The 19,914-nt window shown below is 53.1% G+C and carries 20 protein-coding genes and 1 pseudogene; 3 read left to right on the top strand and 18 right to left on the bottom strand.

All coding sequences use genetic code 11. The features are described 5' to 3' along the window. Nucleotides 1–226: 226 nt before the first annotated feature. The 17 genes from A1332_RS01075 to mmoX form a co-directional block, all read right to left on the bottom strand. Nucleotides 227–532 carry an addiction module antidote protein gene (locus A1332_RS01075; protein ID WP_064006741.1) on the bottom strand — a complete coding sequence of 102 codons (306 nt, stop codon included), beginning with the start codon at nt 530–532 and terminating at the stop codon, nt 227–229. Between the two features lie 3 nt (nt 533–535). After that, nucleotides 536–832 carry a type II toxin-antitoxin system RelE/ParE family toxin gene (locus A1332_RS01070; protein ID WP_064006740.1) on the bottom strand — a complete coding sequence of 99 codons (297 nt, stop codon included), beginning with the start codon at nt 830–832 and terminating at the stop codon, nt 536–538. A 39-nt stretch (nt 833–871) separates the two neighbouring features. Next, the gene (gene trpD / locus A1332_RS01065; protein ID WP_064006739.1) at nt 872–1,888 is read right to left on the bottom strand and encodes an anthranilate phosphoribosyltransferase; all 1,017 of its coding nucleotides are present in this window, start codon (nt 1,886–1,888) and stop codon (nt 872–874) included. A 113-nt stretch (nt 1,889–2,001) separates the two neighbouring features. After that, nucleotides 2,002–3,234 (bottom strand): TIGR03862 family flavoprotein, encoded by a 1,233-nt coding sequence (locus A1332_RS01060; RefSeq protein WP_269454632.1) that lies wholly within the window; start codon nt 3,232–3,234, stop codon nt 2,002–2,004. 33 nt (nt 3,235–3,267) lie between these two features. Beyond that, nucleotides 3,268–3,648 carry a clan AA aspartic protease gene (locus A1332_RS01055; RefSeq protein ID WP_064006737.1) on the bottom strand — a complete coding sequence of 127 codons (381 nt, stop codon included), beginning with the start codon at nt 3,646–3,648 and terminating at the stop codon, nt 3,268–3,270. Nucleotides 3,649–3,712: 64 nt separating this feature from the next. Then, nucleotides 3,713–4,273 carry a hypothetical protein gene (locus A1332_RS01050; RefSeq protein WP_064006736.1) on the bottom strand — a complete coding sequence of 187 codons (561 nt, stop codon included), beginning with the start codon at nt 4,271–4,273 and terminating at the stop codon, nt 3,713–3,715. Between the two features lie 55 nt (nt 4,274–4,328). Further along, nucleotides 4,329–4,919, bottom strand: a complete 591-nt coding sequence (locus tag A1332_RS01045; RefSeq protein ID WP_064006735.1) for an anthranilate synthase component II — start codon at nt 4,917–4,919, stop codon at nt 4,329–4,331. Continuing rightward, nucleotides 4,916–6,400, bottom strand: a complete 1,485-nt coding sequence (gene trpE / locus A1332_RS01040) for an anthranilate synthase component I (RefSeq protein ID WP_064006734.1) — start codon at nt 6,398–6,400, stop codon at nt 4,916–4,918. The genes A1332_RS01045 and trpE overlap by 4 nt, the downstream gene beginning before the upstream one ends. Nucleotides 6,401–6,491: 91 nt before the next feature. Next, complete coding sequence (locus A1332_RS01035) at nt 6,492–8,279, bottom strand: sigma-54-dependent Fis family transcriptional regulator (protein WP_064006733.1); 1,788 nt, start codon at nt 8,277–8,279, stop codon at nt 6,492–6,494. Between the two features lie 214 nt (nt 8,280–8,493). Continuing rightward, nucleotides 8,494–10,176, bottom strand: a complete 1,683-nt coding sequence (gene groEL / locus A1332_RS01030) for a chaperonin GroEL (protein ID WP_064006732.1) — start codon at nt 10,174–10,176, stop codon at nt 8,494–8,496. A gap of 20 nt (nt 10,177–10,196) precedes the next feature. Next, nucleotides 10,197–10,637, bottom strand: a complete 441-nt coding sequence (locus tag A1332_RS01025) for a hypothetical protein (protein WP_231890175.1) — start codon at nt 10,635–10,637, stop codon at nt 10,197–10,199. Beyond that, the gene (gene mmoC / locus A1332_RS01020; RefSeq protein WP_064006730.1) at nt 10,606–11,643 is read right to left on the bottom strand and encodes an aromatic/alkene monooxygenase hydroxylase FAD-binding subunit MmoC; all 1,038 of its coding nucleotides are present in this window, start codon (nt 11,641–11,643) and stop codon (nt 10,606–10,608) included. Before mmoC ends, A1332_RS01025 begins: the two co-directional genes overlap by 32 nt. 1 nt (nt 11,644) lies before the next feature. Continuing rightward, on the bottom strand, nt 11,645–11,905 hold the full coding sequence (gene mmoD / locus A1332_RS01015; RefSeq protein ID WP_064006742.1) for a soluble methane monooxygenase-binding protein MmoD: 261 nt from the start codon (nt 11,903–11,905) through the stop codon (nt 11,645–11,647). A 155-nt stretch (nt 11,906–12,060) separates the two neighbouring features. Continuing rightward, a complete protein-coding gene (mmoZ, locus tag A1332_RS01010; protein WP_064006729.1) occupies nt 12,061–12,558 on the bottom strand; it encodes an aromatic/alkene monooxygenase hydroxylase subunit gamma in 498 nt (165 codons plus the stop codon). 9 nt (nt 12,559–12,567) lie between these two features. Then, nucleotides 12,568–12,993, bottom strand: a complete 426-nt coding sequence (mmoB, locus tag A1332_RS01005) for a methane monooxygenase regulator MmoB (protein ID WP_033157497.1) — start codon at nt 12,991–12,993, stop codon at nt 12,568–12,570. Between the two features lie 9 nt (nt 12,994–13,002). Continuing rightward, nucleotides 13,003–14,181, bottom strand: coding sequence for an aromatic/alkene monooxygenase hydroxylase subunit beta (gene mmoY / locus A1332_RS01000; protein WP_064006728.1), 1,179 nt, complete (start codon nt 14,179–14,181; stop codon nt 13,003–13,005). Nucleotides 14,182–14,209: 28 nt separating this feature from the next. Next, complete coding sequence (gene mmoX, locus A1332_RS00995; protein WP_064006727.1) at nt 14,210–15,793, bottom strand: aromatic/alkene monooxygenase hydroxylase subunit alpha; 1,584 nt, start codon at nt 15,791–15,793, stop codon at nt 14,210–14,212. A 337-nt stretch (nt 15,794–16,130) separates the two neighbouring features. On the opposite strand from mmoX, the gene A1332_RS00990 reads away from it, so the two are divergent. After that, nucleotides 16,131–17,000: a fumarylacetoacetate hydrolase family protein gene (locus tag A1332_RS00990; RefSeq protein WP_064006726.1), complete on the top strand. Its 870-nt coding sequence runs from the start codon at nt 16,131–16,133 to the stop codon at nt 16,998–17,000. An 80-nt stretch (nt 17,001–17,080) separates the two neighbouring features. Then, nucleotides 17,081–17,533: a hypothetical protein gene (locus A1332_RS00985; protein ID WP_064006725.1), complete on the top strand. Its 453-nt coding sequence runs from the start codon at nt 17,081–17,083 to the stop codon at nt 17,531–17,533. A 15-nt stretch (nt 17,534–17,548) separates the two neighbouring features. On the opposite strand, the gene A1332_RS00980 is transcribed toward A1332_RS00985, so the two are convergent. After that, the gene (locus A1332_RS00980) at nt 17,549–19,435 is read right to left on the bottom strand and encodes a potassium transporter Kup (RefSeq protein WP_064006724.1); all 1,887 of its coding nucleotides are present in this window, start codon (nt 19,433–19,435) and stop codon (nt 17,549–17,551) included. Between the two features lie 225 nt (nt 19,436–19,660). On the opposite strand from A1332_RS00980, the pseudogene A1332_RS00975 reads away from it, so the two are divergent. After that, a pseudogene (locus A1332_RS00975) lies at nt 19,661–19,914 on the top strand (energy transducer TonB); the annotation flags it as partial.

Raw genomic sequence — 19,914 nt, 5'->3', positions numbered from 1 at the left:
ATTCATCATACAAGGGGCGACGCAGGGATGCGTCGCGTTGCATGTAGGGGCTGGGAAGCCCCTTCAGGCAACCCCGCTCAAACTCTCTGGAGCGCAGGAAACAAGCGGCATCGGGGTGGCATTTTCTTTGGATACTTTCTTTTGGCCAAGCAAAAGAAAGTATCTCGGCTGTCGGGCCGAGACCCGACACACAAAGAACCGTCGCGATAGCGACACAGATCTAATCTCAAGCCGCTATCGTCTGCACCGTCAACTTAACCCCAAGCGCCTTACAAACTTTGGCAATGGTCTCGAAGCGCGGCTGGGCGTCGGCACGTAAGGCTTTATACAGGGCTTCGCGGCTGATGCCGGCGGCATTGGCAATTTCGGTCATGCCTCGCGCTCTGGCAATGCTGCCGAGGGCATGAGCCAAGGCCGCCGGATCATCTTCTTCCAGAACCACAGTCAGGTATTCGGCAATGGCTTGATCGTTATCCAGATGTTCGGTAATGTCAAACACGGGCAAATCGGCGATTTTGATTTTTTCAGTCATGATTCAGTCCTCCAACAACGCGGCTAGGAGTTGAGCTTTGGCAATATCGGCGGTCTGACTGGATTTATCACCGCCACCCAGCATCACAATCAACACCTCGCCCCGCTGCACGTAGTACATCCGCCAGCCCGGACCGAAATGTTCACGCATTTCAAAAACCCCCTCGCCTACGGTTTTCACGTCACCGAGTTTGCCTTGTTGGGCTTTTTCCAGTCGGCGCGCCAAACGGCGACGGGTCAACCCATCTTTCAAGCCAAACAGCCATTCGCTGAATGCGGGGAGTTGTTTGATTGTGTACATGCAGAAACTGTAATCGAACGATTACATCTCGTCAATACTTTAGTGGGCTTTGGAATACCCAATCAACGCCTCAAACTTACCCAACGCACTCCCATCCGCCAACACCTGATGCGCCCGGCGAATACCACCATCCAGCGAATCAGTCAAATCGGCGGCATAAATTGCCGCGCCCGCGTTTAAGGCAACAATGTCGCGGGCTGGGCCTGGTTGGTTGTTCAATACCGCCCGGATGATGGCCAGGCTATCGGCAGCACAGGTAATCGACAAGGTTTCCAGGCTGGCGCGTGACAAGCCGAAACACTCGGGCGTGATGGTGTAGCAATGGACAATACCGTCGATTAATTCGGCAACGTCGGTCGGTGCGGCGATGCTGATTTCATCCAGGCCATCCCGCGCGTGCACTACCAATACATGCTTGCTGCCTAGTTTTTTCAGGACTTCCGCGACCGGCACCAGCCATTGTTTATCGAACACGCCGATCAATTGATGCGGGGCGTTGGCCGGGTTGGAGAGCGGGCCGATCAGATTGAAGAGGGTGCGTACGCCCATTTCCTTGCGCGGACCGACCGTGTGCCGCACCGCGCTGTGATGCTTGGCGGCAAACAAAAAGCCGACGCCGATCTCGTCTACGCATTGCGCCACTTGTTCGGCGGGCATATCCAGATTAATGCCGGCGGCTTCCAGTACATCGGCGCTGCCGCAACTGCTGGATACCGAGCGATTGCCGTGTTTGGCCACCTTGCCGCCCGCCGCCGCGACCACGAAGGCGGCGGTGGTGGAAATATTGAATGTATTCGCGCCGTCACCGCCAGTGCCGCAGGTGTCTATCACATGTTCACCGTGCACCGGTACTGGTCGCACCAGCTCGCGTAACACGCTGACCGCCGCGGCAATTTCTTCGATGGTTTCGCCCTTGCAGCGCAACGCAATTAAAAAGCCGGCGATTTGCGCATCGGTCAGCTCGCCTTGCATCATGGTACGCATCACCGCGCACATCTCTTCGGTGCTGAGGTCTTGTTTATCCAGAAGTTTTTGCAGCGTGGCTTGGATTTGCATGAATCAGTTCTAATGGTCGGCAGACGTAGGCTGGGTAGAGCAAAGCGAAACCCAGCAGGGCAAAAAATTTACAGGCGGACATGATAACAAACCGCCAGCAAAACTCGCGCATCTCATTGCTGCCGAAGCCAAGCTACGGCCCCTAAACCTGCCGCGCGGCCGGTGGCCAAGGAGGCGGTGAGCAGATAGCCGCCCGTCGGCGCTTCCCAATCGAGCATTTCTCCCGCCACGAACAAGCCGGGAAATTTTTGCAGCATCAGGTGTTGGTCCAACTCGGTGAAACTCACGCCGCCGGCACTGCTAATCGCTTCTGCAATAGGCCGGCTAGCGCTTAGCGTAATGAGCAGCGCTTTCAAGGTCATGGCAAGTTTGGCTGGATCGTCCATTTCGGCGGCAGACAAGGCTTCGCGCAGCAACGCAGCCTTGGCACCGCTAATACCCAAACGTTTGCGCAGATGAGTGCTCAAACTGTCCTTACCGCGCGGCTTGGCCAGACGGTCGATGATGTTTGCCAAGCTGCGATCCGGCAGCAAATCCAGCTGTATTGCCGCCGAACCGCTGGCGGCTATTTCATCGCGCAGCGGCCCGGATAGCGCATAGATCAAGCCGCCTTCCAAACCGTAATCGGCTATTGTCAGTTCGCCTTGCAGGTTGAATGACTCGTTATTTTGATTTCTGAATAGGATGCTAACCGGCTTGAGCGGCTGGCCGGCAAAACGCTCGCGAAAATAGTCGCTCCAGGCCGTTTCAAAACCGCAGTTTGCTGGCTTAAGCGGCTCAACAGCGATGCCGCGCTGCGACAATATTGATTGCCAAATACCCGTCGAACCCAACTGCGGCCAACTGCCGCCGCCCAAAGCGAAAATCACCGCATCGGCCTGGATAATTCGCTCGCCTTCTGGCGTCTCGAAGCATAGGTCATTTTCCACCCAACCTAGCCAGCGATGGCGCATTCGGAACTGTACGCCGTTGGTACGCAAGCGGTGCAGCCAGGCGCGCAGCAACGGCGCAGCTTTCATTTCTGTCGGGAATACGCGGCCTGAAGTGCCGACAAAGGTTTCGATACCGAAGCCTTGCACCCACGCCCGCAACGCGTCCGGTGAAAAATCGTTCAGCATGGGTTCCAGTTCCACGCGCCGCGCACCGTAGCGGGACAAAAACTGCTTCAACGGCTCCGAATGGGTAATATTCATACCGCCCTTACCAGCCATCAAAAACTTGCGTCCGGCCGAGGGCATAGCATCGTAAACGGTTACGCTCAAGCCGGCTTGGCTCAATACTTCGGAGGCCATCAGGCCTGCGGGGCCGGCGCCGATTATGGCGACAGAATGTTTTGGATGGGTCACAGACCTGTCAAGTGAGTATGGATATTGCGGCAGCTATTTAGCCAAAGCTACCGGATAGTTCGGATGCTGCGGATTGACTATCAGTACTTGCTGACGCGGGTCGACGATTAAATCCATTGCTTCCATGGGAATAACACCTAGCAAAGGCTCGTTGCCCAATACCACAGCCTCGGTTACATAGGTTCGATTGGCGAACGCGATTTCGATGGGGGCTATTTTGGGTACTTTGCGCTGATGACCGTCGGCCAGGGTCACTACCTGCTGACTGACTTCGGTAATATCGAAACCCAGTTGCAAGGCAATTTCTTCGGTGACGCACATAAAAGTTGCTCCGGTGTCGACCAGGGCATTGATTTCGACTTGTTTGCGGTTGAAGAGGTTGGTTAGTTTAAGCGCTGCGTAGGTTAGGCCCATATTGATATTCTCCAAACTTGTTTGGATTTAAAAACCGACAACTTGGACGGTTTGTCATCGTTGCCTAAACAGTCATAGCGATGTTCCAAGAAACGAGCATTTCGCACTTGTTATTACACAACCATCTCTCGACACCAGCAACAATTCCTTCGCCGTCACCTCGAAGAGCTGTAAATGCTGATAGAGGTGGCCCGAATGTTTCAAGTAGAGGTAACAGTTGATCTGCATTGATACAACGAACTTCGAATGTTGCATTTGGATTCTTTTCTGCTTCTCGCTCGATATACTTCCAGCATTGACTATGAAATAATTGATTTTCAGATAATCTGATCATAGTATCAGGATCATATGCCGGAGATATCCGCCAACGATCCTTCATTCTATTTCTCGATATGCCAACATATCGTATCCTTCCGTCCGACCCCGCAACCAAATACATACAAGGTATTTTGGCCACCCATGTTTCATGATCAAGCACAGCATATTTTGCTTGCAACCAAGGACCAACACGACTGCCTTTTGCAACGTTTCGACGCCAATGTTTTCCGCCGACACCATGAATGTGCAGAACTGGTGTAGCCTTTTGAAATATCCGATTTGCTTGTTCTACTGCATCAATTGACATGTGCTACTCCGTTGCACTTTAGTTTATAAAAGACTAACAAGTAACTGCCCTTTAATTATCTCTCCAAAAAATTCCGCAACATATCGTGCCCATGTTCGGTCAAGATCGACTCGGGGTGGAATTGTACGCCTTCAATATCCAGGGTTTTATGTCTGACACCCATGATTTCGTCGATGTTACCGGCCTCGTCCTGGGTCCATGCAGTCACTTCAAGACAATCCGGCAAGCTGGTTTGTTCGATGACCAGGGAGTGGTATCGGGTCGCGGTAAATGGATTGCTCAGGCCTTTGAATACACCGGCATCCTGGTGATAAACCGGTGACGTCTTGCCGTGCATGATTTGCTTGGCGTGGATGATGTTGCCGCCAAAGGCGTAACCGATGCTTTGGTGTCCCAGACAGACGCCCAGAATCGGATATTTTCCGGCGTAGCGGTGGATGGTTTCCACGGAAATGCCGGCTTCCTTGGGTGTGCAGGGACCGGGGGAAATGACGATTTTGTCCGGGCGCAACGCCTCAATGTCTTCCACCGTCACTTCGTCGTTGCGCACCACCACCACTTCGGCACCCAATTCGCCGAAATATTGCACCAGGTTGTAGGTGAAGGAATCGTAGTTGTCGACCATCACCAATCTGACGCCGCTCATGCTTTGCCTCCGAGGCCGGCTTCGGCCATGCTGACGGCGCGGAACACCGCGCGGCCTTTATTCATTGTTTCATCCCATTCGTTGCGCGGTACCGAGTCGTAAACGATGCCGGCGCCGGCCTGAATGTGTAAGGTTTGATCTTTAATTACCGCCGTGCGGATCGCGATGGCGGTATCCAGATTACCGGACCAGGAAATGTAACCGACCGCGCCGGAATAAATGCCGCGCTTGACCGGCTCCAGTTCGTCGATGATTTCCATGGCCCTGATTTTCGGCGCGCCGCTGACGGTGCCGGCCGGGAAGGTGGCCGCCAGTACATCAAACGCGTTTTTGCCGTCCTGCAATTCACCGGTGACGTTGGAAACGATGTGCATCACATGCGAATAGCGTTCCACGATCATTTTGTCGGTGAGTTTGACGCTGCCGATTTTGGCTACCCGGCCGGTGTCGTTGCGGCCCAGGTCGATCAGCATCAAGTGTTCGGCAATTTCCTTCGGATCGGCCAGCAGTTCTTTTTCCAGCTCTAAATCTTGTTCGTGCGTCGCGCCGCGTGGCCGTGTGCCGGCGATGGGTCTGACAGTGATTTCGTTGTCTTCCAGGCGCACCAAAATTTCCGGTGACGAGCCCACCACATGTAGATCGTCAAGATTCATGAAAAACATGTACGGCGACGGATTCAGACAGCGGAGTGCCCGGTATAGATCCAACGGCGCGGCGCTGAAAGGGATCGACATCCGTTGCGACAATACCACCTGCATGCAATCGCCGTCGGTGATGTATTGCTTGGCTTTCAGTACCGCATTTTCAAAGCCTTGTTGGGTAAAGCCGGAAATAAAATCGGTTTCCTGCACATGCTTGGTCGCGGCATTCGGTTGCGGGTGGGCGTGCGGTTTGCGGAGTTTTTCTACCAGACGATCAAGTTTAGCTTTAGCGTTGTGGTAAGCATTGTCCTGTGCCGGATCGGCATGGGTCAGCAGCAGCATTTTGCCGGACAGGTTGTCGAACACCAGCAAGTCTTGCGACACCATCAACAAAATATCCGGCGCGCCGATAGGATCGGGCTTGCCGCTGGGTTGCAGCCGCGGTTCGATGTAGCCGATGGTTTCGTAACCGAAATAACCGACCAGACCCCCGTTGAAACGCGGCAAACCCGGCACGTCCGGCACGTTGTAGTTTTGCCGAAATTCTTCTATCCACTCCAGCGGTTGGGCGTGCTCAAACGTTTGCGTGTCCTGACCGTCTTTTTCGACCGTGATGCTGTGGCCGCTGATTTTGATACGGGTTTTGCAAGGCAAGCCGATGATCGAATACCGTCCCCATTGCTCGCCGCCGTGTACGGATTCGAACAAATAGGAATAAGGGCCGTCGGCCAGCTTTAAATAAGCGCTGAGCGGCGTGTCCAGATCGGCCAGCACTTCGCGGCAGATCGGGATGCGGTTGTAGCCTTGTTGGGCGTATGCGGTAAATTCGGCGGGTGTCATTATTATTCTCTTGAAGCAACCGGTTGTGCGACTGGCGATTGTAACGCACAACGCGCCCGGCAGCGACCCGCGCGGCTTAAATCGCTCTGATTTAACCGGCTTTGGAATGCTCGCGCCAGTCGATTTTATCCAGACCGAAGCGTTCTATTTTTCGGTACAAAGTAGTGCGGGTTATGCCCAAGTTTTTTGCCGCCAAGGATATATTGCCCGCGCATTCCCTCAGGCTGGCCTTAATGCCGTGCAACTCCCAGTCTTCCAAGGTCATGGCCCGGCCCGGCACCGCCGCTAGCGGGTAACTTGGCGCGTTGTCCAAGGCATTATTGTCGATCCCCGGCATTACCTTACCGAGTTCTTCGACAAAATCCAGCGGTAAATCCTGGCGGGTAATCAGGGTGTCGCCGGCGGTGTAAAGCGTCGCCCTGATCACGTTGATCAGCTGACGAATATTGCCCGGCCACGGGTGTTGCTCGATCAAGGCAATGACGCTGGGGCAAATGCTGATTGCCTGCGGGTTGGGCAGATTTGCCAGTTCGCGCTGCAAGATGTGATGAATGATGCCGAGCTTGTCGTCGCGCTCGCGCAAGGGCGGCAGATGAATTTGTGCGCCGTTCAGTCGGTAATACAAATCGCGGCGGAAACGGCCGGCTTCCACGGCTTCCAGCAAGGGGACGTTAGTCGCGGCGACGATTTGCACGTCCACCTTAATCGGCTTGCTACCGCCGACCGGTGTGAATTCCGAGGTTTCCAGCACTCGCAGCAAAGTCGATTGCAAATCCAGACTCATATCGCCGATTTCGTCCAGAAACAGAATGCCTTTGTCGGCTAACAGAAATTTCCCCGGTTTGCCGGCACTGCGCGCGCCGGTAAAACTGCCGGCTTCGTAACCGAACAGTTCGCTTTCGATCAAGTCATGCGGAATCGACGCGCAGTTGATCGCGATCAAAGGCTGATTTTTTCTCGGTCCGGCGTGTTTTAACAGATTGACGAAATGATCCTTGCCCACACCCGATTCGCCGGTAATCAATATGGGGATTTTGTGCTGCTGTAGCTTCTGAGCTTTGTCGACCAAGGCCGTTAATTGTTCGGACATCGCTGCTTCGTGCTGGCTGGGCGGCTTTTTAGCCAGCTTGAACGGAATTTTTTCCAAAACTCGGGCCTGTGCCACCGGGTTTTGCGTTAAAGGCAGATTGGTATTCAGCAGTACGCAGAGCAGATGTAGGAACGCGAACAAGGAGTTCATGCTTTCCTGTCTATCGCTGATCAAGCCGATCACGGCCTGTATGTTGTCGTTCTGGTCCAACAAGGGATAACCGACCGTGGTGAATGGGTGTAGCAGGCTTAAAAAATGTTCCATGCCCTGAAACGCAATCGGTTTTTTTAGCTGGGCTGCCGTGCCGATGCCGTTGTTGCCCAAGACTGTTTCGCTCCAGCGGCTGTGTTTTTCATACAAACTCCGCATAAAGGGACTGGCAAACGGATTTTCGCCTAACACTTGTAGCAAGTGCCCATTGGCGTCCGTAAGCACCAATATCACCCCGGCTTCCTTTAAAAATACGTCGAATTGGTGCCCCAAGCGGCTAAGCATATCCGAAATGCGTTGCGCCTGATTGCAGAAGGCGGGGAGCGGGTCGGTGGCGGTGTTTAGATGATCCCAACGCACATAATTGCCTAACGGCAATTGATAGTCTTCCAGGCAGCGGCGCCAGGATTCTGTAACTTCCGCGCGCACCCAGTCCGCGTGATCCGGCACGCAGCGGCTTTGCGCCATCCAGCGCCAGGCTTGTATCGGTCGGTCAACTTCAAACTCTAGTGCGGTTTTGAACGCGCAGGCTTCTTTGATGATTTTAACGTTGTGGGGCAAATGCAAGGCAATATCCATTTTTCCTCTTGTATTTTGGTGCGCCGAATTAGTATCGGCACAAAACAAAAATATAAAAAACAGAGGTTTAGCTGCTTTTTACGGCGATGTCGTCCAAAATAACAAAATCAAAAAAAGAGGCAATGCGACATAACGTCACATTGCCTTACTCTATTGCAGAATAGAGGGAAAGCTCTCACTTTCGGAGGTGGAGAGGAGGTAGGAAGGGTATTGATTAGATGCGCGGATCTTCGCGGGTGGCGGCGGCCCATTCCGGTGAATAGCCGGCCATGACGGAGAGGTCCGGTACGTTCATGATCACCGTCTCGCTGCTGATCAAGGTGCCCACCACACTGACCGCGTTGCGTAAGGCCATGCGCAGCACTTTCACCGGATCGATAATCCCAATGTCCAAAAAATGTCCGAAGTTCAACAGTCGCATATCCACGGCAAAGGCCGGATCAGCCTGGGTGGCTAAGCGAATCAGGACTTCTTCGCCGCTCAGGCCGCAATTACTCAACAATTGCCGCAGGGGCGCGCCGAGCGCTTGCTTGACGACGGCGATGCCTTGCTGCTGCTCGGCGTTTTCGGCAATCACTTCGTCCAACACCGCCATGCAACGCCACAAGCCTACGCCGCCGCCGGGTAGAACGCCTTCTGCCAGCGCAGCCTTGGCGGACAAATAGGCATTTTCGATCCGTACCAGACGCTCTTTGATCTCCATGTCAGTGATACCGCCGACACTGAATGTGCCGGTCTTGCCCGATAAGACCGAGATGCGCTCTTCCAGCTCTTCGGCTTCGTGTAAATTGCCGGTGGCTGAGCCTTCACCGGGTTTACGGGCACGAACCAGAACCAATTCCCGTCGGAGCGCCGATATGCGAGTGTTCACCGGTTCGCGCGAACCAGCCGCGCCGATGATCGTCGTTTTGCCTTCTAATATGACCGCACGCTGCGCCTGACCCAACTGCGCTAGCGTGACATCTTCCAAGCGCATGGCATGCGACTCCAGAATTGCGGTGCCGCCGGTCAACAAGGCCAAGTCGTTCAGGCGATTGATGCGCTTGTCACCAAAGCCGGGCGGCTTGACCGCCACCACTTTGAAAATGCCGCGCACATGATTCAGCAACAAGCCGGTCAAAGCCTTCTCGACTAAGGCCTCGGCGATCACCAGTAACGGCCGGCCTTCAGCGGCCACTTCTTCCAGAATGGGTACCAGATCCATAAAGTCGCTGATTTCCCGGTCGTACAACAGAATGTAGGGCCGCTCCAAAACCGCTTCGGCGCGGGTTTTATCGGTGATGAAATAGGGCGATAAAAAGCCTTGCTCGTAATGGATACCTTCCACAATCTCTAACTGGTCTGCGCGGCCATTGCCCAGCTGAAAGGTCAGGGTGCCCGCTTCGCCAAGCTCGGCCAAGGCCTGTTTCAACAACTTGCCGACACCGGCTTCGCCTTTGCTGGCGACCAGTGTAATCTTTTCGACCCAGTCATCCGTGCTGTCTGTGACAGCGGTTTTTTGCAAATGCTGCTCCACCAAGATCAGCGCCAATTCCATGCCTTTTTGCAACTGCATGGGATGAAAGCCGGCCGCGACACTCTTCAGCGCCTCCACCGCCAAACTCTGCGCCAGAACAATCGCCGTGGTGGTGCCGTCACCCACTTCGCGAGACACCGCGCCGGCGACATCCCGCAACATACGCGCGCCTAAGTCGGCAATCCGATCTTCCATGACGATGGCATTGGCGACAGTGACGCCATCTCGGGTAAAGATGGGCATGATGCCGTCGGTTCGATGCTGAATCATCACCGCGGGGCCGGCGCTACCCAGCGTGACACTCGCCGCTCGCGCCACCGCATTGATGCCTTGCAGCAGACGCTGGCGAGCTTCCGGGTTGTAAATAACGTGTTTACTCATTTCTTGGGTGTCCCAATTGGTTAGAGGTGCGAATTTAATTTCATTAAGGTTTGCCCCACCTGGGCACGGGTTTGACGAGCACGTTGTGCATTTGCCCAGGTACGAATCAGGATTTTGTCCCAGTAATCCAAGCTGCGTTTAAAGTCCACCTCTTCTTCACCAGTGAATTCCTGATTCCAGAACTCCTTTAATTCCTGAACTCTGGCATCGCCTAATTTTTCAAAAATCTCCTGCTCTTCTATCACCAGTTTTCTGATCGTTTCGTCCAGTTGCACAGCCATACCAACAAGAAACTCTACATCGTCGGCTTTCATAGTCGCCTCAGCGTGGTTGCGCGTTTTTTCGGCAGGGAAAAAAGGCTGATTTGGATCAGCAAACAGGATTACCGAGCATCGAAACGGCAGCGCAGCACCCTGTTTGCCAGTAGCGTTACGGCGAGCCGCTGGGCAGGAATTTTTCAAGGTAGATGCGTTCCTTGGGGATGCCCATTTCGGCGCACACCGCAAAGGTGGCGTCGACCATGCCCGGCGGCCCGCAGAGATATAAATCGGGCTTGGCACCGGTATCCTTCAAATCGCGGCGCAGGATGTCCACCACGCTGCCTTTTTCACAATGCCAGTCGTCCGAACATTTCCAGACACAGTTTCGTAGCTCCAATGTCGGCATTTGCGCCGCCAACTGATTCAACTCGTCCAAATGGAAAATCTCGGCTTCGGTATTCACCCCAAAATAAATGATGCACTTCTGCGGCTCATCCCATTCCTGCATGCGGCGCACCATCGATAATATCGGTGCCAACCCGGTACCCCCGGCGACAAAATAGCGTGGGGTAAAGCCGTTTTCTTTCAAGCCGAAAATGCCCGAGGGGCCTTTGACATTTAATTTCTGGCCCAGCTTGGCCTCGTTTTTTAAATACTCCGAAAACTTGCCGCCATCCACGATGCGAATCAAAAACTCCAGATCGCCGGTTTTATTGGACGTATTGGCGGGGGAATAGGAACGAGTGATGGTCGTGCCGGGAATTTCCAAATCAAAAAACTGCCCGGAGTCGAACTTAATGGTTTGATCGTCGCCCGTGCGCCGCAGCAGAAGTTTCATCACGTTGATGGAGATTTGCGACAACTCAATCACTTCCGCTACAAACGTCAAACCTTCCGGTGAGAATGAAATCCTGTCGTAGGTATAAGGCACTTCGACTTCTAAATCGCTTACGGGGTAGCAGCGGCATAACAATACTTCACCCGCCTCTTCTTCTTCATACGGCAAGGCCTGCGAACTGCATTTGCCCAAAACATAATCGCCTTCCGCGCAAAATCCTTTGCAAGTTGCACAGCCGCCTTCGCGACACGACGACATCAGGTAAATATCCTGCCGCACCGCCGCAGTGATGACATCCTCGTCTTCGTAACAATCAAAGCAAACGGATTCCCCGTCTTGAGTAATGATTTTAATTTGATGGGTGCTCATGTCATTCTCCAAGGCATTGGCTTTTGGCCGACACGCTGAAAAACGCCAATACGTGTTCAACCGCGCGCCTCGATGCGTCCAGGGTTAGCGAACACCCTTCCTGCACCAGTTTTTGGTCGCGATAGATGGTCCAACGCCACATAAACTCAAGATCTTCGCAGAATGCAGCGTAGGGCTCGATGTCGTATAGCTTGGTGAGCTTGTCGGCTTCACTCGGAAAAGCGGGCGTAACCGCCGACTTAAAATTTGAGAAAAAATCCATGATACTGATTCTATGAAATGGTTCGTTGAGATCGAAGCGCACACAAACGCAGCCTTGCTCACTGCTACGTAAGCTACCAGTAGGTTCTGTCCGCTATCGGTTTATTGGCTGTAAAGGATTCGCCACGCGTACAGCGTGGCGATCCTGCCGGGCGCTTACTGTAAGGTAATCACTTTCACGCCTCGTTTCTTACGCAATTCCTCTAACGGCAGGGCGTAGTAGTCGGTGTTGCGCAGTTCCATCAGCTTGGTACCCAGTTGCCTATCAGTGTCCAGAAACACATTGACCGGCATGACGGGCGGCTTGCAGGCCAGTCTGAAGTTGATATGAATGCGCTCTGCTTCGTACATGTCCTCACAGGCGTCCATTTTGCCGATGACTTCATTGGCGACTTGCTGGGCATTGGCGCCGCAGGTGCAATTGTTGAGCAGTTGAGTGTCATTGAATTCCTTGTGTTTCAATAGCGCCAGCTTCTCTTCAATTTTCAGCTCGATCCAAAGCCCATCCAATTCCAACGACCAGTCGGTTTTGAACGGACTCATGTGCTTGGCACGGAAATCGGTAATGAAAGCGTGCGCTTTTGCCAGGGTATCCAATGTGGCGATCTTTGCCATCCAGGCATTACGGGTCGGATTGTCATGAATATTTGCCATGGTTATCTCCTATGCCGCTGCCAAGTCTTTCAGTTTGACGTCAAGACCCATCAATTCCGATGTGATGGTAAAGGTTTCGCCCAGCGTGTAGGCGCGGCCGATGGTGGATGAAACATCGACCAACAGGTCGTAAACGCTGTAATGCTTGCCGAGCAATTCGGAGACTTCGACGCAGTCGATCTCAATTTTCCCGGTCGCTTTCAGCCACCAAAAACCGGCGCGATCTTCCACCACCAACGTAGGGTTGTCCGCTTTGTGCGAGCCCTGCAGAATTTCTTCCACCACGGTGTTGAGTTCGTCGGATTTTTTCAAGACCAGCACCACTTCATGGCTTTCATGCACGACTTGGTTATCTTCGGCAAAGTACTCGTCGGCAAAGGCTTTGCCGGTTTTTTGCATAATGCCTGCGTTGTAAGCATTTGAACTTTTAGACATGAGTTTTCCTTATTTAAGTCCGCTTAACACGGTTTTAACGAGGGCGGCGGTATCCACTTTGTAATTGATCGGATCGGCAAAATCGCGTTTCCAATCGGCAAATACCCGGACCAGCGCGGCTTCAATGGCGGCTTTGTCGCTGACACCTTTGATTTCCGGAATCGTGGCGTAAATAGCCATGAAATCTTTCAGTGCATTAACGGTTCTGGGTAGCCATTTATTGGCCCAGGCCCGCATCAAACGATTGTTGTAATCGCCAAACTCCACGTCGGCACCCAGACAGGTATGGAACATGTCGGTGGTAATGCCCTTGGTTTGCGAGAAATACAACTGCATTTGATTGATAAAGAACGGGGTCAAGTTGTCGCCGTAATAAGACGACAAGCGCATGAAGAATTCTCTGCGCACAAATTGTCCGAAGATCGGATCGCAAATCATATGGCCCGAGAACAGGATTTCGTTCCAGTCATAGGTGGCTTGCCAAATATCCTGGACCAGTTCTCTCGCGCCTTTGAAAATAGTGCCTTTAGTCCATTCCTGTTTAGGAATATCGGTGGACTCGGGGAAACCCGGCACCAATTTGGACAAAAAGGTTCTTTCCGCTTGAATCATTTGCGCGTTGTCGACCTTGTCCAGACCAATCATCGCACTGCTCATCCGCAACGTGTCGCCCAGACAATCGCGCACCACGGAGGAATGCGAATTGAACAAGCCATACTCGTAAAAACCGAACGCGCCAAGATAATCGCCCAATACTTCGTCGCGCCAGACCGGATCGATCGAACGCACGTGGCCGTCAGCAGAATAGGCTTTCAAGAAACGGTCGGTATAGCGCCACTCTTCGGCTTTATCCTTGACATACAGCGCATGCCAGCGGAAAGCCGGGTCGCGATGCGCCAGCCAATCCGAGCTGCGCATTTCAGTGGATTCATTACTCCAGGATGGCCGACCACCATGGAATTTTTGGGTCCAGTCACCCCAGTCCAACCCGCCGGGAATCCAGTCCGGGGTCGGCTGGCTGTAGCAACACAACACTTCGTATTCATTGATCCGCTTACCGCGCGGCTTCATGAAATAGTTCATTTTCCGTTGTGTTTCCAATGGCTTGTCGGGCACGGCGGCCATGATTACTGCGGCAATTTCCGGGTCGGTCAGGCCACGTCTGCCACCATTCACTTCTATAGTCATAAGCAATTTCCTTAAAGAGTTGAAACGATTAGAGGGCTTTCAATGGATCGGAAAACACGCAATTAATCCGTTTGATGTCGTCCAGTGTCCACAGCTTGCCGTCTTTGTTGGTGTGCGGCTGGCTGATCAAGGTTTTGCCGTCGCTACGTACGCCAAAGCCTTCGGCAATCACGTCCGACAATTCCCGGCCTTCGTATTGTTCGAAGATGTTTTGGCACTCATAACGTTCGGGTTCCGACAGCCACATTCTTTCGCCCCATTGGTCGCTGAAGGAATGTTTTTTGCCGTTGAATTCCAGAACGCGCAAAGTGCTTTCGCCTTTGCAATAACTTGGGCAGAAAGGTACTTGCGAGACCCGGTCGATATAGATCGGATGGTTGTTTTCGATGAACCATTGGATCGGTAGGAAGCCGCTGCTGGGATCTTCGCAACCGCGTGCGCGCCATTCGTCGTAGACTTTGCCGTACATGTCGTACCAACCTGGGTAATTGGCTTCATACCATTCCGCCTCTTCCTGGGTTGGCAAGCTCAAACGGAAAAAGCCAGTGGGCCACAAGGCATAAGCAATCAGGAATAGATCGTGATGCGCCCAGTACGCGTCTTTTTTCGCATCGCGCAGGCTGCGTGGCGATTCGACGCCGTATTTGCCCAGACGGCCGATCCAGATGCCGCCCCAATCTTCGTACACCCAACGGTTCCAGGTTTTCACCCAAGGCTCGACTTTGAAATGGCTGCCGTACTCGAACATCATGCCCAACACCGGTGTGAAGTATTTTTGTTGGGTCCAGAAGGCGTTGTTCAAATCGGTATTCAGATATTTCGAAGCCGCTTCGTCGTTGGCGATGGATACCACAGTTTGATAACCGTTAGCCATGTGCCGCAGCTCGTCGGTTTCGATGGACAGGAATACAGTCGGAGTCATCTCGTCGCCGTTGGCAGATGCCCATTCGGTCACGGCCACGATCAACGGATTGGTAAAGCAGGCTTCGCCGACCAATTGCAGGTTGATGGAACATTCCACCGCGTCGCCGGAAATGAAGCCATCGGAGAACACCCGTTTCATGCCTTTCCACAGCGGGCCAATTGCTCGGGTACGGCGGGCATCGTTATGGCCGGCGGCGTCCTGGCCTTGTTTGGCAAAGTAATAGTTGATGTAAGCACATTGGTTGGTGTGACGAATCTCGTCCAGCACTTGGCCCAAGTAGCCGTTTTTTTGCTCGGGTGCGGTCGCTGAATCCCATAACATACCGGTTGCGGCAATTGCGTTGTATTCCCCCACTTCCAGGAAGTTGGAGATGACCTTCATCGATTCATTCCATTTCGGATGCACGCGATTGGCGGCATCCACCCGTGTCAAAACGTCTTGCAAACTGCCGAATTGACGTTCGTCCTTGACCGATTCCATACGGGCATATTCTTTAGCGATCAGCTTGAATTGCTCCTTGGTATCGTTGGCCATTTTGTATTTGGTGGAATACTTGGTCCGATTTTTATCAAAATCCCAGGTAAAGCTCTGCATCCAGCGGTGAACTTCCTGTGCACCCACGCTGACGGGCGCCGGATTGGCGGCCAACGCGTCGGTTGCGGCTTTTGTAGCAGTACTTATAGCCATGTTGAATCCTCGTTGTGGTGTTATAAGAATGGCGAGGCTGTCGTCATTCAGCTAAGCGGTGACTTTCCGTTGCCTTGAAGCGCTGATTGGCCTGGACTGACGCCAGCCTCGGAGGTCAGAAAGCAACGCGTGTGCCAGTATTTAGAATTTTGATTTAGTCTTTACTAACAATGCCTTAGAGAAAATTGTCTGTGGCTTTGAGGCAGCACTTTTTAAGAATGAACGTCCAATAACTGGACACTGCTTAGAAATAAGACGTCTAGTTCGCGGGTTTTGCTGGGCGATACCGGCACTGCGATACAATGCGGATTTTGGTTAGATGAAGAGTCGATTCGGTATGAAACTGCTGAGCTATAAATACAATGGTCAAATACAAATCGGCGCGCTGCTTGGCGAGCGAATCGTCGCGGCTGGCGCGGATTTGCCCGACAATATGCTTGATTTTCTGGCGGCCGGAGAGCCGGCAAAACAAGCGCTGCAAAAGCTGATTGATGCCGGTGGCAAGCGCCTACCCTTGAGCGATGTGCAACTGCTGGCGCCGATTCCGCGTCCCGGCAAGTTGCTGGGCGTGGGTTTAAATTACGCCGATCACATCGGTGAAACAGGTATGGAAAAGCCGGAATATCCGACTTTTTTCACCAAGCAAAGTACTTGTGTCATCGCCGACGGCGACGCGATACATGTGCCGCCCGTATCGGACAAAGTGGATTACGAAGGCGAATTGGCATTCGTGATTGGGAAGCGCTGCAAACAGGTGCCGGTCGAACAGGCACATGACGTGATCGCCGGCTACACCATTTGCAACGATGTCACCGTGCGCGACTGGCAGCAGCGCACGCCGACCTGGACCTTGGGCAAGTCTTTTGATACTCATGGCCCGCTGGGGCCTTGGCTGGTTACTGCCGACGAAATCGCCGATCCGCACAATCTGAGCCTAAAAACCTGGGTGGACGATGAGTTGCGGCAGAACGGCAACACCCGCGAGATGATTTTTAACTGCTACGAGTTAATTGCGTATCTGACGCAAGTGATGACACTCGAACCTGGCGATGTGATCAGCACCGGCACGCCGGCCGGCGTGGGTGTGAAGATGAAGCCGCGCGGTTATCTGAAACCGGGGCAGACGGTACGCATCGAGATCGAGGGCATCGGCGCGCTGAGCAATCCAGTGCTTGCCGAGCCGGAACATTTTTTGGTTGCTGGCTGACTTTAAGCATCGATTAAGTCTGCCTGGAGTAAGCTTGAGCCCAACTCAACATTAGAGGGCCAACCAGCCAAGAGGCAGTCATGAAAACCATACAAGTCGCCATTCTCACCATCGCCGCATTAACCCTGTCGGGTTGCGCGACCGGCTATTATCAGCGTGGTTATGGGAGTTACGGCAGTGGCTATTCGTCGGCAAGCCATTACCAAAGCTATGGCCGCGGCTATTCCAGCCCAAGCACCAGCATCACGTATGGCCGGTACTATGTGCAGCCGAGTTATCGCTCGAAACATCATCACGACGATCGCCATGACTGGCATCAACCATCACCGCATTTTGATCGCCGCGTTGGCGGTTGGCAAGGACGGGACTTTGGGCGTCGGGACTTTGATCGGGAACAGCACGCCGAACAAAGGCCCCATCAGCAGCAATCGATGCCGGAGCGGCAAGAACGTGGTTTCGGTCGCAGGGATGGCGACGGCGACCGTCAACCGCGCGGTGGTTGGGGAGGCCGTTTCGGCAGACGCGGCGATTAACATTGCCGGGACAATCTACAATTCGATGCGGATCCCCAGCTCGATCACGCGTTCGACAGGAATTTTGAAATACTCTATCGCGCTGCTGGAATTATGCGTTAAGAAGCTGAACAGGGAACGCCGCCATTTCGGCATCGGGCTTTTACGACGGAACGAAAGTTTTTCGCTACCAATGAAAAACGATACGGTTTTTTGATCGATATCCAAGCCTTCGTGGCAGCAAAGTTGCAGGGCACGGCGCACGTCCTGCTCCTCCTGAAACCCGAAGTACAGTTTCACCCGATAAAAGTTACCGCTGTCGCCGAACATGCGGATTTTTACCCGGTGCGCTTCGTCGACATAAGGTTCTTCGCGGGTCACGATGGTCAGCACGATGAGTTTTTCGTGCATCACATGGTTATGTTCCAGATTATGCAGTAGCACCTGCGGCACACCGTGGACGCTGCGGGCCATATAAATGGCGGTGCCGGGCACGGTAACCAGGGGCCGGTCTTTCAAGCGTTCGTCCAACTCTTCAAACAGCACTCTTCTTTCTTCCAGATATCTGGCCAATAATTCCTTGCCTTTGATCCAGGTAGTCATAATTAAAAACAACACCGTACCCACCACCAGCGGCAACCAGCCGCCATGCGGGATTTTCAGGCTGTTGGAAGAGAGGAACAATAGATCGATAACTAAAAATGTCGATAGGAAAGTAATACTGGTGGCTCTGTTCCATTGCCATAGTGCCTGGATCACGATAAACGCCAGGATGGTATCGACGATCATCGTGCCGGTCACCGCAATGCCGTAAGCCGATGCCAATGCGGACGAAGATCTGAAGCTCAACACTAAAATAAACACCGATACCATCAGCAACCAATTGACGGCAGGCAGATAGACTTGGCCCATTTCGTCGCCGGAGGTGTGGCGAATATTCATCCTTGGGCAGTATCCGAGTTGGATGGCTTGCCGGGTTACAGAAAACGCGCCGGAAATGACAGCTTGCGAGGCAATCACGGTGGACAGTGTGGCCAGAATCAGCAACGGATACATGGCCCAGTGCGGCGCCATTAAATAAAACGGATTTTCGACAGCCTTGGGATTGCCGATCAACAACGCGCCTTGGCCGAAGTAATTGAGCAGCAAGGCCGGAAATACGAAATAAAACCAGGCACGCCGAATCGGCTTCAAGCCGAAATGTCCCATATCGGCATATAAGGCTTCCGCGCCGGTAATCGCCAGCACCACCGCCCCCATGATCAAAAAGCCCTTCCAGCCCAGTTCGAACAACAAACTGACCGCATAGTAAGGGTTGATCGCCATCAGTACATCCGGGTGTTGGACAATATTGACGACACCCAAAAGACCTAGCGAGGCAAACCAGAAACACATGATGGGCGCAAACATTCTGCCGACTTTGCCGGTGCCTTTGGTCTGGATAAAGAACAGTACACTGAGCACGATGATGGTAATCGGCAAAACGTAGTGTTCCAGGCGCGGCGCCACGATTTGCAAGCCTTCCACGGCGCTGAGCACCGAAATAGCCGGCGTAATCATGCTGTCGCCGTAAAATAGCGAAGCACCAAGCAGACCGATAGTGACGATAAATGCCTTACGTTTTGGATTGTCCCTGGAACCGTGCAGCGCCAAGGCCATCAAAGCCATGATGCCGCCTTCGCCCTTGTTGTCGGCGCGCATGATAAAAATGGCGTATTTAGTGGTTACCACCAAGGTGATGGCCCAAAAAATCAAGGACAACACCCCGAGCACATGGGTGGCGTCGGTCGGCAAACCGCCGTGAAAAACCTCTTTTACCGCATACAATGGGCTGGTGCCGATGTCCCCAAACACCACGCCTATCGCACTTAAAGCCAGTGTGTTGACTTGTCCCTGGGTATGATCGGATTGTTTTACGGACATATGGAATAAATCGGAGATACAAGACGGGAGCGGAAATTATGCCACAGATTGTAATTTAGCCCGAAATCGTCGTCAGCCAGTGGGGATTTTATCGGCTGAAACGTCTTAGTAGGGAATGGTTGGATAGCGTCATCTCCTGTAAGGATGGCTGTCGCGCTAGGACGTATTAATTTACAATGCCCGGCTAAATTCGAATCGCGCTTAATTTTGTATTCAACAGTTTATATGTATTTATTTAAAAACCACGAGGATGCTTTGCAAAATAAAGAGTTAGCGTCATTCGGCGGTTATCTGCCGGCGGTGGCAAGCGGTTCCGGCTCATTTTGGCGGACGCTATTGGGAGAAGAAAGGCCCGCCAGCATGCTCAGGCTGTTAACCCTACTGGTATTGTTGCTGCATATTTGGGGTTTGCAGCAATTATTGAAACCCGAGGAAAAAGTCACGCCGGCACAGCCTTTGATGATGGAAGTGTCGATGAT

It is taken from the genome of Methylomonas methanica (assembly GCF_001644035.1).
In the GTDB taxonomy this organism is placed as follows: domain Bacteria; phylum Pseudomonadota; class Gammaproteobacteria; order Methylococcales; family Methylomonadaceae; genus Methylomonas; species Methylomonas methanica_A.
Note: the sequence above shows the minus strand (reverse complement) of the source record. Positions and strands in the feature narration are given on the sequence as shown.

Bases quoted from the DNA above. Each gene is read 5' to 3' on its own strand.
- A1332_RS01075 (WP_064006741.1), bottom strand. From the start codon at position 532: ATGACTGAAAAAATCAAAATCGCCGATTTGCCCGTGTTTGACATTACC.
- A1332_RS01070 (WP_064006740.1), bottom strand. From the start codon at position 832: ATGTACACAATCAAACAACTCCCCGCATTCAGCGAATGGCTGTTTGGC.
- trpD (WP_064006739.1), bottom strand. From the start codon at position 1,888: ATGCAAATCCAAGCCACGCTGCAAAAACTTCTGGATAAACAAGACCTC.
- A1332_RS01055 (WP_064006737.1), bottom strand. From the start codon at position 3,648: ATGGGCCTAACCTACGCAGCGCTTAAACTAACCAACCTCTTCAACCGC.
- A1332_RS01050 (WP_064006736.1), bottom strand. From the start codon at position 4,273: ATGTCAATTGATGCAGTAGAACAAGCAAATCGGATATTTCAAAAGGCT.
- A1332_RS01045 (WP_064006735.1), bottom strand. From the start codon at position 4,919: ATGAGCGGCGTCAGATTGGTGATGGTCGACAACTACGATTCCTTCACC.
- trpE (WP_064006734.1), bottom strand. From the start codon at position 6,400: ATGACACCCGCCGAATTTACCGCATACGCCCAACAAGGCTACAACCGC.
- A1332_RS01035 (WP_064006733.1), bottom strand. From the start codon at position 8,279: ATGGATATTGCCTTGCATTTGCCCCACAACGTTAAAATCATCAAAGAA.
- groEL (WP_064006732.1), bottom strand. From the start codon at position 10,176: ATGAGTAAACACGTTATTTACAACCCGGAAGCTCGCCAGCGTCTGCTG.
- mmoC (WP_064006730.1), bottom strand. From the start codon at position 11,643: ATGAGCACCCATCAAATTAAAATCATTACTCAAGACGGGGAATCCGTT.
- mmoD (WP_064006742.1), bottom strand. From the start codon at position 11,905: ATGGATTTTTTCTCAAATTTTAAGTCGGCGGTTACGCCCGCTTTTCCG.
- mmoZ (WP_064006729.1), bottom strand. From the start codon at position 12,558: ATGGCAAATATTCATGACAATCCGACCCGTAATGCCTGGATGGCAAAG.
- mmoB (WP_033157497.1), bottom strand. From the start codon at position 12,993: ATGTCTAAAAGTTCAAATGCTTACAACGCAGGCATTATGCAAAAAACC.
- mmoY (WP_064006728.1), bottom strand. From the start codon at position 14,181: ATGACTATAGAAGTGAATGGTGGCAGACGTGGCCTGACCGACCCGGAA.
- mmoX (WP_064006727.1), bottom strand. From the start codon at position 15,793: ATGGCTATAAGTACTGCTACAAAAGCCGCAACCGACGCGTTGGCCGCC.
- A1332_RS00990 (WP_064006726.1), top strand. From the start codon at position 16,131: ATGAAACTGCTGAGCTATAAATACAATGGTCAAATACAAATCGGCGCG.
- A1332_RS00985 (WP_064006725.1), top strand. From the start codon at position 17,081: ATGAAAACCATACAAGTCGCCATTCTCACCATCGCCGCATTAACCCTG.
- A1332_RS00980 (WP_064006724.1), bottom strand. From the start codon at position 19,435: ATGTCCGTAAAACAATCCGATCATACCCAGGGACAAGTCAACACACTG.